This window comes from Sphaerisporangium rubeum, from assembly GCF_014207705.1.
In the GTDB taxonomy this organism is placed as follows: Bacteria; Actinomycetota; Actinomycetes; order Streptosporangiales; family Streptosporangiaceae; genus Sphaerisporangium; species Sphaerisporangium rubeum.
The window spans coordinates 2,823,295-2,839,496 of the sequence record NZ_JACHIU010000001.1; the positions used below are offsets into that span (position 1 = coordinate 2,823,295).

Consider the following 16,202-nt stretch of genomic DNA (forward strand, 5'->3'; position numbering starts at 1 on the left):
GTGTGAGGCGTTGCGGTCGAGCTCCTCACACGCCGCACAACAGTAGTTTAGTATTCAACTATTCCCGGATGGCCGGTGCCGGAGTCGTCGCAGGTCACGGGCCGCGAGAGGTGCGGCGGGTCGCCGCATGTACGGCGAAGAGCTGTCACGTCCGGCGCCAGGGTCGCCGCCGGTCGTGACCCAAGGTGTGAGACGTGGGACGCGCCGTCCGGCGGGTCGCCACAGGTACGGCACGTGGGTTGTCGCGGCCGGCGCCAGGGTCGCCGGCGGTCACGACACTCTGTGTGTCACAAGTCGAGCTAATTTTTCGCCAAGATTTGGTCAAGATTTTTCCGGTTGTGCTCAGGGAGAGAGCCCCTTATAGGGGGCACAACAACCATGATGGCCCGCAAAGCGGAGGTAAGGCCCCTGTGGAACGGACGCGGGTGGGGTCACGGCTGATCGTTATGGTGATCGCCGCAGTGACGGTGGTGATGGTGAGCTCGGCCGGTTGTGGTGGGCCGGGCTTCACGTACGTGATGGGTGGCGACGGGCAGAGCTACTTCCGCGTGCCCGCGACCTGGCGGCAGGTCGACCAGAAAGCGCTGGACCGCAAGGTTTTCGGCGACCTGGATTCCGCCACGGCGCAGGTGCGCAAGAAGCTGTCCTGGACCGTGGGCTACGACGGGCACACCATTCCGTCGGCGGACCACCTGTTCGACGCCGCCGGCGGCTCCGACAAGCCGTTCGTCTTCGCCATGGTGACCAACCTGACCGAGAAGCAGCGCGACGCGGTCTCGCTGGACGCGCTGCGCAACGCCGCCGGGTTACCGGTGGTGGTCACCGACGAGCTGCGCGAGCAGATGGAGAAGACCCCCGGCTATCCCTTCAAGGATTTCGAACTCCTCAGCGACGAGGTGCTCCCCCCGACGGACGGCGTACGCGGCGTACACGTCGTCTTCAACTACAAGGTGCAGGGCGGCCCTGTGCAGACATTCGACGAGACCGCCTACCTCGCCGCCGACGGCACGCGCGTGTCGGTACTGCTGATCCGCTGCTCGGCCGCCTGCTACCGCTCGGAGGCGGCGGCGATCAGCGGCATCGCGCAGTCATTCAAGGTCAAGCGGCTACCCGGGTGACGCCGGCCGGCCTGGTGACCGTGAGGAGTCCCGATGACACAAACCCCCGCACCCGAGCCCGCCGGTCTGCGGGCACCTGACTCCGGCCCGGTCGCCACCGGCCGGGTCACCATGCCGATGTGGGACCGGCTGAAGTTCCTCATCGGCCTCGGCGTGGCGTTCCTCGTCCTGGTGTGGCACCAGATGGCGAGCTTCGAAGGCATCATGCCGTTCACCGACGCCGCACAGGTGGCCGCCACCGAAGGCGCGGGACGCATCGTCCTCGTGCTGTTCGTCGTCGAGGCGCTTCGACAGGTCCACTTCCGCGTCAGCGAGAAATCCCCCGGCTACCACCGGTTCTGGACGAAAAGCGTGTTCGGCGGGTTCGACCGCTGGAGCAAACGCCGGTTCAGCGACTGGAACCGCTTCCGCATCGCACGCGCGCTGAAGTGGCTGTTCTGGATCGCGCTGCTGGCCCTGGTCCTCGGCCAGATCCTCGGCACGTCCCCGCTGCTCGCGCTGTTCCAGGCCCCGGCGCTGGTGTGGCAGGTGCTGCCGTACGGGCTCCAGCTCGCTTTCGCGTTCTTCTTCGTCATCTTCCAGTTCGTCGGCCTGTTCTGGTTCATGTCCAGAGGCGGCGTGGAGACGTACTTCCCCGACGACATCAAGACCCGGTTCACCGACGTGTGGGGCCAGGACCACGTGGTCGAGCGGGTCAAGGAGAACATCGTCTTCCTGGAGAAGCCCGACGAGATCGAGGCCAAAGGCGGCTACGTGCCGAGCGGCCTGCTGCTGTGGGGGCCACCCGGCACCGGCAAGACCCTGATGGCCGAGGCCGTCGCGGGGGAGACCGGCAAGCCGTACGTGTTCGTGGACCCCGGCGCGTTCATCAACATGTTCATGGGGATCGGCATCCTCAAGGTCAAGTCGCTGTTCCGCAAGCTGCGCAAGCTCGCGCTGCGGTACGGCGGCGTGATCGTCTTCTTCGACGAGGCCGACTCGCTCGGACGGCGCGGCGCGCTCGCGCAGCAGGGCCCACCCGGCGGCCGGATCGGGTTCGGCGCCGACCACGCCTGCCACGGCTTCGGCTACCTGTCCGGCGACACGCGGTCCCTGCTGACCCGCCGGTCCCTCACCGCGCCGGCCGAGGCGCCGCCGCGGCAGAGCGAACGCTTCATGGGGATGCCGATGGGAGGTGGCGGCGGCGGCGACCAGGGGACGTTGCAGGCGCTGCTCACCGAGCTGTCCGGCCTGAAGAAGCCGCGCGGCCTGCTCAACCGGTACGTACGGCGGTTGCTCGGCATGCGGCCGAAGCCCCCGCCGAAGTACCGCATCCTCGTCATGATGGCGACCAACATGCCGAACTCCCTGGACGAGGCGCTGCTGCGGCCCGGCCGCATCGACCGCATCTACAAGGTCGGCTACCCCTCGAAGGCCGGCCGGGTGCGCACCTACCACGGGTACTTCGGCAAGGTGCGGCACGACCTGACCGCCGAGCAGATCGACAAGCTCGCCACCATCACGCCGTACGCCACCGGCGCCACCATCAAGGACCTGGTGAACGAGTCGCTGATCACCGCGATCCGCGGCGGCCGTGACGTCATCACCTGGCACGACGTGATGACGGCCAAACGGCTCAAGCAACTCGGCCCGCCGGAGGACGTCGAGTACATCGAGCGTGAACGGCACGCGGTCGCCGTGCACGAGGCGTGCCACGCCGTGGCGGCGTACCGCACCCGGCAGCACCTGGAGATCGACCTCGCCACCATCGAGAAAGGCGCCGACTACCTCGGCATGGTGTCCAGCATCAAACCCGAGGACCAGTTCACCCGGTGGCGCAGCGAGTACGAGAGCGACATCATCGTGTCGCTCGCGTCGCTGGCCGGGGAGCGCATGTTCTTCGGCGACGACAACTCCTCCGGCGTGTCGGGTGACCTGGAGAGCGCCACCATGGTCACCGGGCTGATGGAGGCGTACTGGGGCATGGGGGTCGGCATCGCCGCGCTGCCGGCGCTGCAGCAGCTCGGCATCAGGGACGGCAAGGCGGCGCCGCAGCCGGGGACCGGCGGCGGCATCGGCTACACGCAGGAGCCGGGGTCGGCACGGGACAAGAACGTGCCGGACATGCTGGCCGAACGCATCGAGTACAACCTGGCGCGGCTGTTGAGCAAGACCGAGGAACTGCTGCGGGCCAACCGGCGCGAGGTGCTCGCCGTCGCGCACGCGCTGGAGCAGCACAAGACACTGTCCGGTGACGACGTCATCGCGGTGATCGAGTGCACGCGGGGCCCCCTGGTGGACGGCACGGTCTACGGTGACGACGACTTCTGCGACGCGCTGGAGGCGTACCACACGGTGGCCGCCGAGGCGCACCGCACGCACAGCCACGTCACCACGCCGCTGCCCCGGCCGGCGATCGCGCCGGCGGCCGTACCGGTGATCGCGGGCCAGGTGGTGTCGGCGTCCGCCACGCCACCCGACCTGACCGCGCCACCTGGCATGACCGCGCCACCCGGCCTGACCACGTCCGGCCTGACGGCGGCGCCTGACCCGTTCGCCGCGCCGCCGCTGATCGGCCCGCCTGCCGGCAACGGCGGGGTGGCCGCGCCGCACGCCAACGGCGGTGGTTCGCCGGAGTTCATCCCGTGGAGCTTGGACAAGCCGCGAGAGGCCCCCCCGGCGGCGGTACCGCAACCGCCGCCGCCGGAGCCCCGGCGGTCGACGCGGCCTGTGCTGCTGGCGCTCGCGGCCATCGCGGCGCTGATGCTGTTCGTGGTGCTCGGGCTCGCCGTGTTCGGCGGCGGGGCCGACGGCGGCGCGGCGAACGTCGCGCCGGTCGGCGGGGTCGTCGCGTTCGTCGTCGTGGTGGTGCTGGTGATCGTGGCGTGCGCCATCGCGGTCATCGTCGTGCGCAACCACCAGGCGGGACGCGCGCGGGCCGAGGCGTCGCGGGACCGGGCCGTCGAACGTGCGCAGCTGCTCGCCGCGGCCATGGACCCGGAGACGGCGATGCGCCTGCTCGGGTACGACGGCCGCAACGGACAGAACGGACAGAACGGCCAGAGCGGCCAGAGCGGGTCGTGACCCTGCGAGGCCGCCGCCTGGGAGACCAGGCGGCGGCTCTCGCGGCCTTCCCCGGCGGAACCGGCGGAGGTCAGAGACGGAACTCCAGGTCAGGCACGATCTCGGCGACGTCCATCTGCGCCTTCTGCAGGCGGCCCGAGTAGTCCCAGTTCATCGCCTGCCAGCGCGTGAACTGGTCGAGCACCCACATGCCGGACTGGCGGCTGCCGTTGCCGGATCTGCCGTTGCCGCCGAACGGCAGGTGCGCCTCGGCGCCTGAGGTCGAGTTGTTCACGCTGACCATGCCGGCGCCGACCCCGGCGCGGAACCGGAAGGCCGCCTTGGGGTCGGTGGTGTAGATCGAGGACGACAGGCCGTACCCCGGCCGGTTGGCCAGCGCGATCGCCTCGTCGAGCCCGCCGAACGTCGTGACGCCGACGATCGGGCCGAACGTCTCCTCCATGAACAGCCGGTCCCCGGGCCGCACGCCGTCCACCACGACCGGGTGGTAGAACAGGCCACCCGCGCCGTCGAAGTCCCCACGCGGGTTGCCTGTGGTGATGCGGCCGGTCGCGCCGGTCACGACGGTGTGGTGCGGCTGGAGCCACCCGAGGTACTCCTCGAAGCGCTCGGCGAACCGGTGGTCCAGCATCGGGCCGTACAGCACGTCGCCGCGCGGGTCGCCGACCTTCGCCGCCGCGACCGCGCGCACGTACCGCTCCACGAACGCGTCGTGCGCCGACTCGTGCACGATCACGGTGCCGAGCGACGTGCAGCGCTGGCCCGCGGTGCCGAAACCGGAGAACAAGGCGCCTTCCACGGCGAGGTCCAGGTCGGCGTCCGGCATGACGACCATGGGGTTCTTGCCGCCGAGCTCCAGGCACGGCGATTGCAGGTGACGTCCGCACAGCTCACCGATGACGCGGCCCACGGCGGTGGATCCGGTGAACCCGACCTTCTGCACCGTGCCCTCCTCGAGCGCCGCCTCAAGGCCGGTGGAGGTGGCCGGGCCGTCGGCGAACACGATGTTCAGCACGCCGTCCGGCAGGCCCGCCGCCGCGAACAGCCGGTACAGCGCGTGCGCCGACGCGGCGGCGTACTCGGCGGGCTTCCACACCACCGCGTTGCCGCACAACAGGGCCGGGACGATGTACCAGCTCGGCACCGCCACCGGGAAGTTCCCCGCCGTGATCACTGCGGCGACCCCGACCGGCACGCGGAACGTGAAGAGGCTCTTGTCCGGCATCTCCGACGGCACCGTCTGGCCGTACAGCCTGCGTCCCTCGCCGAGGAAGAAGTCGCAGGTGTCGACGATCTCACGCACCTCGCCGAGCGCCTCGGCGTACGGCTTGCCGATCTCGTCGGTGACCAGGCGTGCCAGCTCCTCGGCGTTGGCCTCCACCAGCCGTCCCATGGACGCGATCACCCGGCCGCGCACCGGCGCCGGCACTTTCTCCCATTCGCGTTGCGCCGCCGACGCCACGCTGCAGGCCCACGCGAACGTCGCGCCGTCCGCGAGTCGCACCTTCGCCACGATGTCCGCGGTCCGCGCCGGATTGACCGAGTCGTAGGCCGCGGCACTGGTGTCCTCGGCGGCCTTGCCGCCGACGACGGAAACGATCCGCATGCTCAACGTCGCCCTCCTCGAATCGCCCTGTCCCCGCCTGTCCCCGCACTGTGCCGATACCACAACCGCCTGCCCCTGAACCTGTCCCTTTCGCGGCGGCAGGGGATCACAGCGCCGTGAAGTCCGCGAAGTCGAACCCCGGCGACACCACGCAGCTCACCAGCACGGCCTCCGCGCCGGTCGGCCGCGCCGCCTGCCACGTCCCCGCCGGCACGATGACCTGCGGAAGCTCTCCGTCCTCCACGCGTGGCCCGAGGGTGACGGCGGCCGGCTCACCGGGCTCGCGGCCCGTGCCGCCGAGCGTCAGCGTCAGCGGCCCGCCGCGGTGCCAGAACCACACCTCGTCGGAACGGACGGCGTGCCACACCGACTCCTCGCCTGGAGCGAGCAGGAAGTAGATGCCGGTGGCGCTCTGCCGGGGGCCGTCGTACCCGGCTGGCACGAACTCGGCGGACGTGCGCCACGTCTCGCGGAACCAGCCCCCTTCGGGGTGGGGGAGCAGGCCGAGTTCCTCGGCCACGGGGGGCCGCCTCCGCAGGCCGGTGAACGCGCCGGTCACGTCCCTGCGCAGGAACAACACCGTGCCGTCCTCGACGGCGACCACCGTGCTGTCACCGGGGAACTCACGGGCCGCGACCCGCAGGGCCTCCTGTTCGCCCGCGACCGCGATGGAGGGACCGTCGGGGTAGGCGTCGTACGTCATCAGCAGCATCCGGCCGATCGTAGGCGACCGTCGCCGGGGTGTCGCCCGACTGGGGTCTCTGGGATGAAATATCCCCTCTGACCAGGTACAAGAAGCCGCCGGGAATTGTCGGAGGGGGTCGATAGTGTTCCTGTGTGATCGAACGTTGGAGCCGTGATCAGGTCCTGGCGCTCGCCCCCGACGCGTCGTCCAAGAAAGGCGCGCAGAGCGTCAGCGGCCCTGCCAAGTGGCCGGTCGCCGGGGTCATGCCTGATGTCCTCTGGGGAGAGTGCAAAGGCAGCGGCGCCACGCCGTACCGCGCGTGCGTCGACCTCGCCGACACCGCCTACCGGTGCAGCTGTCCAAGCCGGAAGTTCCCCTGCAAACACGCACTCGGCCTCCTCTTACTATGGTCCGCCGACGGCGTGACCCCGGCCGACGAGCCCCCCACCTGGGTCGGCGAGTGGCTGGAGCAACGCCGCGCACGCGCCGGCCGCAAGGAGGGCGCCGGTCCGCCTGGCGCGGACGGTGCGGCTTCTCCGGGTCCGGACGGCACCGGTTCACCTGGGGTGGACGCACTCCGTCCACCCGGTGCCGGCGGTGCCGGTCCGCCTGGTGCCGGCGGTGCCGGTCCGCCTGGTGCGGACGGTTCCGCGTCCCGTTCCGCGGCGGGGGAGGCCGCGGTGACGGACGACGGGGCCGCTCTGCTCGGCGCGGCGGGTGCCGGGCCGGCCGGTGCGGTCGCCGGGTCTTCGGCCGACGCGGCGGCGCGGCGTGCGGCGCAGCGCGAGGAGAGGGTCATGGCCGGGCTGGCCGAGCTGGAGCGGTGGCTCGCCGACCAGATCGGCCAGGGGCTGGCCGGGGCCCGGCGTGACGCCACCGCGCGCTGGCAGGAGCTGGCGCGGCGGCTGGTGGACGCGCAGGCGCCTGGTGTCGCGGGGGTCGTGTCGCGGCTGCCACGCGTGCTCGCCGACGAGGACTGGCCGTCCCGGCTTCTCGGGGAGTACGGCCTGCTCCACCTGCTCGCCGTCGGCCACCGCCACGCGTCCGGCCTGCCGGGGCCGTTACGCGACACGATCCGGTCGCGCGTCGGCTTCCCCGTCTCACGGGACGACGTGCTGGCCGGTGAGCTCGTTCGCGACGTCTGGGACGTCCTCGGCCGGCGGGACGACGAGCAGGACAATCTGACGTCCCGCCGCGTCTGGCTGCGCGGCCGCCACACCGGCAGGTTCGCGCTGGTCCTGTCCTTCGCGCCGCCACGCCAGCCCCTGGACGTCTCACTGGTCACCGGCACCGCCGTGGACGCCGACCTCGCGTTCTATCCCGGCGCGTCTCCCTTGCGCGCACTGGTCGCCACCCGCCGCGGCCCCGTCCCCGCCGCACCCCCCGACGGCACCACCGTGAGCGGCGCACTCACCGAGATCGCCACCGCCGTCGCCGGCGACCCCTGGACCGACTCCTGGCCGATCGTCCTGCGACCCGCCACCCCCGCCAGGTCCGCCGGCCGCTGGCTCCTGACCGACCCTCCCTCGTCCACTCCTCGCGAGGACGGCGGCGAGTCCCCCGGCATGCCGGTCCATCCGGTGGCCGGCCACCCGTGGCGCCTGCTCGCGGTCTCCGGCGGCCGGCCGGTGACCGTGGCGGCCGAGTGGACCCCTCTAGGGCTCAGACCCTTCACCGCGTGGGACGAGGAAGGACGGCTGGTGGTCCTGTGAACACCCCGGACGAAAGCGGCCCGGACCTGAGCGCCGTCACCGGCGACAGGGCTCCCCGTCAGCGAGGCAGCGGCGAGGACGCCGCACGAGCCGCAGGTGAGCAGACAGGTGACAGCAGTCCAGGAATCACCGGCGAAGACGCCGCCGGTGAGCGGACGAGTGACAGCGGTCCAGGAGCCACCGGCGAAGACGCCGCTGGTGAGCGGACGAGTGACGGCGGTCCGGGAGGTGGTGTGAGCACGGTCGTGGAGTGGGAGCGGCTGGTGTCGGCGGCGCTTGTGGGGGTGGAGCGGCGGCCGGAAGGCGATGTGCTCGGACGCGCGGCGGCGCATGTCGTCGGCATGCGGGCCGGTCAGCCGCCGCGCCATGGGGAGCCGCTGCCTGCGGCACCCGGTGAGGAGCAGGCGATGGTGCCGCGTGCCGCGGGTGACCGGCTGGCGCGCATCCTGGACGGCGAGCAGCCGCGGCTGCTCCCCGAGTGGCTGGAGGCCGCCGCCGCGCGCGGCTACCGCCTGCCTCCCGAGCTGCTGCCGCAGGTGCTCGACCACGGTGCGCGCGACCGTTCGCTGCGCGCTCCCATCGGGGTGCTCGCCGGGGCCCGCGGCCGGTGGCTGGCCGGCCTCAACCCCGCCTGGGCCTACGTCCAGGACGAGGCCACCCCGGTCACCGTGCCGGAGCCGGTCGTCACGACGGGAACGGCCGCGCCGGGGCCGCCGATGGACCTCTGGGAGTACGGCACACGCGGCGACCGCCTCGCGTACCTGCGGACGCTGCGGCGCGCCGACCCGGCGCAGGCACGCGAGCTGCTCCTCCAGGGCTGGGCCAAGGAAGGCCCCGAGGACCGCGCCGCGTTCGTCAACGCGCTCGCCGATGGCCTGTCCATGGACGACGAGCCGTTCCTTGAGGACGCGCTGGACGACCGCAGGCGCGAGGTCCGCGGCCAGGCCGCCGACCTGCTCACCAGGCTCCCCGGGTCGAGGCTCGGCCGCCGTATGGCCGCGCGGGCCGAGAGGTGCCTGACGCTGTCCGGCGACCGCCTCGTCGCCGAGCCTCCCGCCGAGTGCGACGCCGCCATGGAGCGCGACGGCATCCGTTCACGAGCCCCCGCAGGCACCGGCCAGGGAAGCTGGTGGCTCCAACAGGTCGTCGCACGCACCCCTCTCACCTTCTGGACCGGCCGGTTCGGCCTTCCGCCGAAGCAGATCGTCCGGTTGAAGGTCGAGGAGTGGCCGCGCGAGGTCAGGCTCGGCTGGGAACGCGCCGTGGTGCTCCAGAACGACCCCGAGTGGGCTCGCGCGCTGTTCGCCGTGGAGCCCCTCACCGACCTGCTCGCCGTCCTGCCACCGGCCGAGCGCGCGGGCCAGGCCGCCGAGCTGGTGCGAGGCCAGCCCGTGGACGGCCAGCTGATCATGATGCTCGGCGGCATCCCCGGCCCCTGGGGCCCGGCCCTCACCGATGCCGTCCTCGACAAGATCGTCGAAACCGTCGGCCACCAGCCCTGGAACCTCGGCGAACTCACCCGCCTCGCCGGCGAGCGCGCCGACCCCTCCGGCCACGCGACCGCGGCCTCCCGTTCCCCCGAACCCGCCGTCCAGGACGTCGCCGACGTCCTCCGCTTCCGCCACGCCATGCTCACCGAGCTGGGACCACCGTGACGACCGCCGACCGCCGGCTGACCGATTCCGGGCCGCCGCACGACCGCGCGGTCCCTGCCGCGCCACGTCCGCCGGGCTCCGGCCGCCGCGACGACCGCGACCCTTTCGCCGGACGAGGCCGGCCCGACCACCACGGCCCTTTCGCCGGACAAGGCCGGCCGCGAGGACCGTGGCCTTTCGCCGGACGAGGCCGGCCATGAGGACCACGGCCCTATCGCCGGACAAGGCCGGCCGCGAGGACCATGGCCTTTCGCCGGACGAGACCGGCCGCCGCGACGACCTCGAACCTCCCCATTCCGTGTCACCCCTACGTGAGAGCGAGCTGACAACACCGATGACAGTCCTGCGTCCGCACGCGGAAGATCAATATGCCGAGGAGCTGGCGGTTCTCGCCAAGACCGACGACCGGTCGCGGCCGCCGGGGTGGCGGCTGTCGCCGTGGGCCGTGACGACCTACATCCTCGGGGACGGGGATCAGATCAGCCCCAAGTACATCGGGCCGCGGCGGGTCGTCGAGGTGGCGGTCGCGACGCTCGCCACCGATCGGGCCCTGCTGCTGCTCGGTGTGCCGGGCACGGCGAAGACGTGGCTGTCGGAGCACCTCGCGGCGGCGATCAGCGGGGACTCGACGTTGCTGGTGCAGGGGACGGCGGGGACGGCCGAGGAGGCGGTCAGGTACGGGTGGAACTACGCGCGGCTGCTCGCGGAGGGGCCGTCCCGTGAGGCGCTCACCCCGAGCCCGGTGATGCGGGCCATGGCCGAGGGCCGGCTGGCGCGGATCGAGGAGCTCACCCGCATGCCGTCCGACGTGCAGGACGCGCTGATCACCGTCCTGTCGGAGAAGACCATGCCGGTGCCGGAGCTCGCGACGGAGGTGCAGGCCACCCGCGGCTTCAACGTGATCGCCACCGCCAACGACCGCGACCGCGGGGTCAACGAGCTGTCCAGCGCGCTGCGGCGCCGCTTCAACACCGTCGTGCTTCCCGTCCCCGCCACCGAGGACGAGGAGGTCGACATCGTGTCCCGCCGCGTCACCCAGCTCGGCCGCGCTCTTGAGCTGCCGGAGACCACCACCGCGATGGAGGAGATCCGCCGCGTCGTCACCGTCTTCCGCGAGCTCCGCTCCGGCGCCACCACCGACGGCCGCGCCACCGTCAAGTCCCCGAGCGGCACCCTCAGCACCGCCGAGGCCATCTCCGTCCTCACGAGCGGCATCGCCCTGGCCGCGCACTTCGGCGACGGCGTCCTGCGTCCCGCCGACGTCGCCGCCGGTATCGTCGGCGCCGTCATCCAGGACCCCGTCTCCGACCGCGTCATCTGGAACGAGTACCTCGAAACCGTCGTCCGCGAGCGTCCGGAGTGGCGCGACTTCTACCGGGCCTGCCGCGATGCCTGACCCCACCACCACGACCCCTGCCGCCGGCACGTCTCCCGGTATGTCCTCCTCCCTGACAGGCGGGGAGCAGGTGGAGGTGCCGTCCGGTTCTTCGGCTGTCGGTATGTCCGCCTCTCTCGCAGGTGGGGAGTCGGCCGGGGTACCGTCCGGTTCTGCCGATGCCGGCGTATCCCACTCCCTCCCAGGTGGAGGGCCGATCGGCGTACTCTCCGATTCCGCCGCCGTCGGGTCGGCACAGGGGACGGATGGCGCGGCGGTCCATGTGGTGCTCGGGGTGCGGCATCACGGGCCGGGGTCGGCGCGGGCCCTTGTGGCGGAGCTGCGGCGGGTCCGGCCGGACATCGTGCTCATCGAGGGGCCGCCTGAGGCGGACGCGCTCGTCGGGCTGGCCGGGGAACCGGACATGGAGCCGCCGGTCGCACTGCTGGCGCACGTTCCCAGCGAGCCGTCGCGGGCTGGTTTCTGGCCGTTCGCGGCGTTCTCACCGGAATGGCAGGCCATGCGCTATGCGCTCGCGGCCGGCGTCCCGGTCCGCTTCTGCGACCTCCCCGCCGCGTACAGCCTGGCACCTTCTTCGCGCGACGCCGCCGGACGGGACGCCTCGAAGGGCCCGGACGCCGCGCAGCCGCCGAGTGCCTCGCGGGACCTGGATGCCGCTCGGGAACCGGAGGGGTCGCGCGATCACGAGGTCGCCGAGGACGGGGTCGAGGACTTCGGGCCCGCGGGGAGGGATCCGATCGGGAGGCTGGCGGAGGCGGCCGGGTATGACGACGCGGAGCGGTGGTGGGAGGACGTCGTCGAGCATCGGGGGGACGCGCCGTTCGAGGTGATCGCCGAGGCGATGGCGGCGGTGCGGGAAGGGTACGTGCCGGACGAGCGTGAGGCTCGGCGTGAGGCGTACATGCGCAAGGTCGTCCGGGGAGCGTTCAAGGACGGGTACCGGCGGGTGGCGGTCGTCTGCGGGGCCTGGCATGTGCCGGCGTTGCGGGAGATCGGGCCGGCCGCGCCGGACGAGCGGCTGCTGCGGGGGCTGCCGAGGGTCAAGGTCGAGATGACCTGGGTGCCGTGGACGTACGGACGGCTCGCGTCCTGGAGCGGGTACGGGGCCGGGGTCCGGTCGCCGGGGTGGTACGACCACCTGTTCGCCTGTCCGGAACGGCCGATCGAGCGGTGGATGGCGCGGGCCGCGGCGGTGCTCAGGGAGGAGGACCTGCCGGTCTCCTCGGCGCACGTCATCGAAGGGGTACGGCTGGCCGAAGGGCTCGCGGCGATCCGGGGACGGCCGCTCGCCGGGTTGAGCGAGGTCACCGAAGCGGTCAGGTCCGTGTTGTGCGAGGGGGCCGACCTGCCGGTGGAGCTGATCCAGCGGCGCATGGTCGTGGGGGAGCGGCTCGGCCACGTCCCGGACGGCACCCCCATGGTGCCGTTGCAGCGGGACCTGCGCGAACGCATGACGCGGCTCCGGCTGCGTGCCGAGGCCCTGGAGCGCGACCTCGACCTCGACCTGCGCAAACCGCTCGACCTCGACCGCAGCCGCCTGCTGCACCGGCTCGGGCTGCTCGGCGTGGCCTGGGGGGTGCCGCGAGAGGCGAGAGGCAAGGGGACGTTCCGGGAGTCGTGGCGGCTCGAGTGGCGTCCGGAGTTCGACATCGAGCTGATCGAGGCCGGCGGGTACGGCACCACCGTCCCCGCCGCCGCGTCGGCACGGGTACGGGAGTTCGCCGCGCGGGACCGGCCGCTCGCCGAGCTCACCGACGCCGCCGAGCGGTGCCTGCTCGCGGACCTGCCGGACGCGCTGACGTCGGTGCTGTCGGCCGTGTCGGCGCGCGCCGCGCTCGACAGCGACGTCACCCACCTGATGGCCGCGCTGCCGTCCCTGGTGCGCGCCGAGCGGTACGGCGACGTGCGCGGCACCTCCGCCGAAGGGCTGAGTGCCATCGCCGAGTCGCTGCTCGCGCGCATCCGAGCCGGCCTGCCGGCGGCCGTCACCGGCCTCGACGACGACTCGGCCCGCGAGCTGCTGCGCCACGTGGACGCCGTGCACACCGCCGTGGGCCTGCGCGAGGACCGGCGCGACGGCTGGCTGGCCGTCCTGTCCGGCATCGCCGCGCGCGACGACCTGCACGGCCTCATCGGCGGCCGGCTCACCCGCATCCTGCTCGACGCCGGCACCGTCCCCGCCGAGGAGGTGTCACGCCGCATGTCCCGCGCCATGTCGGCAGGCACGCCACCGGCCCGCGCCGCCGCCTGGGTCGAGGGCTTCCTGGCCGGCAGCGGCCTGCTCCTGGTGCACGACTCGACCCTGTTCACCCTGGTCGACACCTGGCTGACCACCCTCACCCCCGAGGCCTTCATCGACGTCCTCCCCCTGCTCCGCCGCACCTTCGGCGCCTTCCCGGTCCCGGAACGCCGCACCATAGCCACCCGCGTCACCACCACCCACACAGCCCGAGCCGCCACCCCGGAGGCCGACGCACGGCGCGCGGCCCCGGCCGTCCGCACCGTCCTGCAGATCTTGGGGGCCGGCGGGCCGTCGATGTCGACCAGGAGGAACTGATGGACGAGCGAGCGCGTAGATGGCGGATGGTGCTCGGCGGGGAGGCCGGTGGGGCCGCCGGGGAGTTGTCGGGGGACGACGCGCGGATGGACGCGGCGCTCGCGGCGCTGTACGACAGCGGGGGATCGGGGGAGGGGTCCGGTGGCGGCGCGGCGGGGGACGCGCGGCGGGGGGCCGGGCTCGGGGGGTCGGCGCCTCGGGTGGCCCGGTGGCTGGGGGACATCCGGTCGTACTTCCCCTCCACCGTGGTGCAGGTCATGCAGAAGGACGCCATCGATCGGCTCAACCTCACCCGGCTGCTGCTCGAGCCCGAGATGCTGGAGGCGGTCGAGCCGGACGTCCATCTGGTCGGCACGCTGATCTCGTTGAACCGCGTCATGCCGGAGACCGCGCGCAGGTCGGCGCGCGCGGTCGTGGCGAAGGTCGTGGCGGACCTGGAGCGCCGGCTCGCGCGGCGCACCATGACGGCGGTGTCGGGTGCGCTGGACCGCTCGGCGCGCACGTCACGGCCGCGGCGGGTCGCCGACATCGATTGGGACCGCACCATCAGGGCCAACCTCAAGAACTACCTGCCGGAGCGGCGCACCGTCGTGCCGTCGCGGATGGTCGGGTACGCGCGCCGGCAACGGGCCGTGCTGCGCGACGTCACCCTGTGTGTGGACCAGAGCGGGTCGATGGCGGCGTCGGTGGTGTACTCCAGCGTGTTCGGCGCGGTCCTCGCGTCGATGCGTTCGCTCAGGACGTCCCTGGTGGTGTTCGACACCAGCGTCGTCGACCTCACCGACCAGCTCCACGACCCGGTGGAGCTGCTGTTCGGCACCCAGCTCGGTGGCGGCACCGACATCAACCGCGCCATCGCCTACTGCCAGGGCCTGATCACCCGGCCCGCCGACTCCATCTTCATCCTGATCAGCGACCTGTACGAAGGCGGTGTCCGCGAGGAGATGCTCCGCCGGGTCGCCGCCATGACCGCCTCAGGCATCCAGGTGATCGTCCTGCTGGCCCTCTCCGACGAGGGCCAGCCCCACTACGACCACGAGAACGCGCAGGCCCTCGCCGCCTTAGGCGTCCCGGCGTTCGCCTGCACCCCGGACGCCTTCCCCGAGCTCATGGCCGCCGCCATCGAACGCAGGGACATCACCCAGTGGGCCGAACGCACCCTTTCCGTCCGCGGCCGCCACTGACCCGGTGTCCGTGCTCCGCCACTCGGACAGGGGGCTGTTCCGGCCGGGGACCCGTGTCGTACCCCGGCTTTTCGGTTCTCCGGTTTGGACGGGGTGGCGGGAGAAGGCACCATGGAGAGGCAGGGTCGAGGGAGGAGACGCATGCCGCGCGTACGGGAGCTTGAGGTCTTCCGGCTTGTGCTGCCGTACGGCAGGCGGCCGGAGAGCATCCTTGTGAAGCTCACGGACTACGGCGGCATGACCGGCTGGGGGGAGGCCGTGCACTCCGCGGTGCGGGGGGACGCCGGCGGGGGGCCGTCGCGGGAGGCGGACGCGACGCTCGCCAAGACCTGGGGGACGATGGAGGAGTCGCTCGCGCCGGCGCTGCTCGGGGTCGACTGGGAGCATCCGGACGAGCTCGGTGACGTGCCGGGTGGCTCGGCGGTCGACCTCGCGTGCTGGGATCTGTGGACCCGCATGCGGGGGGTGCCGCTCGCGCACGCTCTCGGCGGCACCAGGACCTCGCTGATCGCCACGGTGCGCCTGGCCGCGGAGCGGTCCCTTGAGGCCATGGTCGCGCGGGTCAACCGGCACGTCTGCGCCGGGTACGCGCACGTCACGCTGGACATCCACCCGGGCTGGGACGTCGAGCCGGTGCGCGCGGTCCGGCAGGCCTACCCGGCGCTGGCCCTCGCCGTGGACGGCAGAGGCGCCTACACCGACCTCGGGGACCTGCCGTCCCTGGAGGCGTACGACGTGACCGCGATCGAGCGTCCGTTCGGCGGGCCGGCCGGTGACGCCGACCTCGACATGCACGCGCGTCTGCAGGAGCGGGTGAACTCCACGGTCGCCGTCGAGGTGCACTCGGTCGCGGCCGTCGAGGAGGCCGTCGCGGCACGGGCCGGCACGGCGCTGCTGCTGCGTCCGTCCCGTTTCGGTTCCCTGCGTGCCGCGCGCCGCGCGCACGACCGCGCCGCCGAGGCCGCGTGGGACGTCACCGCGGCCGGCGGTCGCGGCACGGGCCTCGCGCGCGCCGCCACGGTGGCGGTCGCCAGCCTCCCCGGCTGCACCCTGCCGAGCGACGTCACCGAGCCGCCGCGCAGCGCGCAGATCGTCACCCCGCCGGTCGGCGCGTCCGGCGGCGTGGTGGCCGTGCCGCTGACCCAGCCGGGCCTCGGCCACCTGGTCGACGAGGACCGCGTACGCCGCCTCGCGTCCGAGTCGTTCCGCTTCTGATCCCGGCCGGC

Annotated in this window: 10 protein-coding genes; 8 read left to right on the plus strand and 2 right to left on the minus strand. The window is 72.6% G+C overall.

Features of this window, described 5'->3' with window-relative positions; genetic code table 11:
• The first annotated feature begins 410 nt into the window (after positions 1-410).
• Positions 411-1,118, plus strand: coding sequence for a hypothetical protein (locus BJ992_RS12060; RefSeq protein ID WP_184980461.1), 708 nt, complete (start codon positions 411-413; stop codon positions 1,116-1,118).
• A 33-nt stretch (positions 1,119-1,151) separates the two neighbouring features.
• A complete protein-coding gene (locus tag BJ992_RS12065) occupies positions 1,152-4,181 on the plus strand; it encodes an AAA family ATPase (protein WP_184980462.1) in 3,030 nt (1,009 codons plus the stop codon).
• Positions 4,182-4,251: 70 nt separating this feature from the next.
• Here the strand turns inward: BJ992_RS12065 and BJ992_RS12070 are convergent, their stop codons facing one another.
• Positions 4,252-5,787 carry an aldehyde dehydrogenase family protein gene (locus tag BJ992_RS12070; RefSeq protein WP_184980463.1) on the minus strand — a complete coding sequence of 512 codons (1,536 nt, stop codon included), beginning with the start codon at positions 5,785-5,787 and terminating at the stop codon, positions 4,252-4,254.
• A gap of 106 nt (positions 5,788-5,893) precedes the next feature.
• A complete protein-coding gene (locus tag BJ992_RS12075) occupies positions 5,894-6,499 on the minus strand; it encodes a cupin domain-containing protein (protein ID WP_184980464.1) in 606 nt (201 codons plus the stop codon).
• Positions 6,500-6,624: 125 nt separating this feature from the next.
• Between BJ992_RS12075 and BJ992_RS32805 the strand changes: the two genes are divergently transcribed.
• The 6 genes from BJ992_RS32805 (at position 6,625) to BJ992_RS12105 (ending at position 16,191) form a co-directional block, all read left to right on the plus strand.
• Positions 6,625-8,184: an SWIM zinc finger family protein gene (locus BJ992_RS32805; RefSeq protein ID WP_343072621.1), complete on the plus strand. Its 1,560-nt coding sequence runs from the start codon at positions 6,625-6,627 to the stop codon at positions 8,182-8,184.
• Between the two features lie 233 nt (positions 8,185-8,417).
• Positions 8,418-9,839: a DUF5691 domain-containing protein gene (locus tag BJ992_RS12085; protein WP_184980465.1), complete on the plus strand. Its 1,422-nt coding sequence runs from the start codon at positions 8,418-8,420 to the stop codon at positions 9,837-9,839.
• A gap of 334 nt (positions 9,840-10,173) precedes the next feature.
• Positions 10,174-11,235 (plus strand): ATP-binding protein, encoded by a 1,062-nt coding sequence (locus BJ992_RS12090; RefSeq protein WP_184980466.1) that lies wholly within the window; start codon positions 10,174-10,176, stop codon positions 11,233-11,235.
• A gap of 265 nt (positions 11,236-11,500) precedes the next feature.
• Positions 11,501-13,792, plus strand: coding sequence for a DUF5682 family protein (locus BJ992_RS12095; protein WP_425503656.1), 2,292 nt, complete (start codon positions 11,501-11,503; stop codon positions 13,790-13,792).
• Positions 13,792-14,976, plus strand: a complete 1,185-nt coding sequence (locus tag BJ992_RS12100; RefSeq protein ID WP_184980468.1) for a VWA domain-containing protein — start codon at positions 13,792-13,794, stop codon at positions 14,974-14,976. The genes BJ992_RS12095 and BJ992_RS12100 overlap by 1 nt, the downstream gene beginning before the upstream one ends.
• Before the next feature lie 141 nt (positions 14,977-15,117).
• A complete protein-coding gene (locus BJ992_RS12105; RefSeq protein ID WP_184980469.1) occupies positions 15,118-16,191 on the plus strand; it encodes an enolase C-terminal domain-like protein in 1,074 nt (357 codons plus the stop codon).
• Positions 16,192-16,202: the final 11 nt, after the last annotated feature.

Coding starts and splice junctions, on each gene's coding strand:
- BJ992_RS12105 (WP_184980469.1), top strand. CDS start 15,118: ATGCCGCGCGTACGGGAGCTTGAGGTCTTCCGGCTTGTGCTGCCGTAC.
- BJ992_RS12070 (WP_184980463.1), bottom strand. CDS start 5,787: ATGCGGATCGTTTCCGTCGTCGGCGGCAAGGCCGCCGAGGACACCAGT.
- BJ992_RS12075 (WP_184980464.1), bottom strand. CDS start 6,499: ATGCTGCTGATGACGTACGACGCCTACCCCGACGGTCCCTCCATCGCG.
- BJ992_RS12065 (WP_184980462.1), top strand. CDS start 1,152: ATGACACAAACCCCCGCACCCGAGCCCGCCGGTCTGCGGGCACCTGAC.
- BJ992_RS12090 (WP_184980466.1), top strand. CDS start 10,174: ATGACAGTCCTGCGTCCGCACGCGGAAGATCAATATGCCGAGGAGCTG.
- BJ992_RS12100 (WP_184980468.1), top strand. CDS start 13,792: ATGGACGAGCGAGCGCGTAGATGGCGGATGGTGCTCGGCGGGGAGGCC.